Origin of the sequence: Akkermansia muciniphila (assembly GCF_018709685.1) — a bacterium.
GTDB classification, from domain to species: domain Bacteria; phylum Verrucomicrobiota; class Verrucomicrobiia; order Verrucomicrobiales; family Akkermansiaceae; genus Akkermansia; species Akkermansia muciniphila_E.
Genome location: NZ_JABDHQ010000034.1, coordinates 1 through 1,559 on the forward strand (window position 1 = coordinate 1; position 1,559 = coordinate 1,559).

The window sequence follows — 1,559 nt, forward strand, 5'->3', positions numbered from 1 at the left end:
CTCAAGCAGCTCCTCCTCGTCAAGCAGTTCTTCCTGGTCCTCGTCAAGTTCATCGAGTTCTTCGAGCTCCAGCTCCTCTTCCAGCAGCAGTTCCAGTTCCCTCTCTTCTTCCTCCAGCGAACCGGACTTGGAAGAGGAACCCTGTCCGTGTGAATGTGAATGCAATGAAGAAGGAGACGAAAACTGTGTCCAGACACAGCCCACTCCGGGGGACCCCGAGGGTGAACAGGACTGTCAGGGCAACGCCTGCATCACCCCTCCTTCTCCGGGAGGGCCCACTCCTCCGGCTCCCGCCAGGTTCATGAGGGCAGCCCGCGTTGCCGGCTCTGCCAACACGCAAGCCCATGCCAGCTTCTCCATGCGCTACAACCACCCCATGGCATGGAGCGCGTCCTTCTCGGCTGACGAGCGCCGCGTCACCGTCAGGCGCCCCTCCGGAAGCCATCTTTACTTCAAGGCCAAAGAAGGGAGCAGCGATGCTTCTCCCATCGGCTCTTCCAGGAAGGTCAACTACCGCGTGAGACTTCTCCATGAAGATCTCACTCCCAGCACGCAGGGCACTCCCGCATTCATGGACATGGCCCTTCCCGGCGGCATGGTCCTGCGCTTCTCTTCCTCCACCGGAGAAGTCGTGTCGGTCACCAGCTCCTCGGGCAACGTCATATCCGCCGAGGAGTACTTCAGCAAGGTCCAGGTGGCTTGCAACGAAAATGGCTCTCTTGCCAGTGTTTATTCCCGGGCCCAGGGGTTGATGAGAAGCATTCCCGAAGGCGACAGGCTTACCCTGGAGTGGTTTGCTCCCAATAACGCCGCCCCGGACGGGGAAGGCGGGTTCACCGTTACCGGAGAGCCCTACAAGACGGCCGTCTATGAAACCTTCTTGGAAAACGGAATTAAGGTCACCCATATCACCAACCGGCGCGCCGGCCAGGAGCCGCATTTCATCGAACGCCGCGAGGAAGGCAACAAGGTGGCCATCATCAAGGGGGAGGGAGACGAGCGGATTGTCCGAACCATTGAACGCAATGCATTGCCCGGCTCCAAGTGGGAGCGTCTTGAAACCATTCAGGGCATCAACGATGAAACGCCCGCCTCCTGTACACGGACAGTGAAGAAGTATACCGACGGCGGCTGGCTGACCATCAGCAACACCGAGGGATACAACACGCCTCTGGCCCGGACCACCCTCTATACCTACAACGACCAGTTCCGGGTGTCCCTGGAGATCAAGCCCGACGGCGGTTACACGCGCTACGAGTATGACGAACAGGGCCGGGTGGTGCTCTCCGCTGCTCCCTGGGCCGGAGGCGGGGAGAGAGGGACGCGCACCACTTACGCCGACCTGCGCTTCAATGACTTCAGGCCTGCCACGGAAACCGAAGTAATTATCGCTGAGGATGGGACGGAAACGGAACTTGGCAAGCGCACTTACACGTATGAAGACAGCCCGCAAGTCAGCCGCACGGTCTTGACGGAAACGGCGCTGGGCTCCGACCAGGTCCATACGAGTGTAGAAGAGACTTATGGGGAAGCTGCCGAATATCCCTACGCCCGGGGCA

Annotated in this window: 1 protein-coding gene; it reads left to right on the forward strand. The window is 59.9% G+C overall.

Annotation, left to right across the window (positions count from 1 at the left end; genetic code table 11):
- Positions 1-301: 301 nt before the first annotated feature.
- Positions 302-1,559, forward strand: a 1,258-nt coding sequence (locus tag HHJ06_RS11635) for a hypothetical protein (RefSeq protein ID WP_215429959.1), incomplete at its 3' end; no start/stop codon positions are given.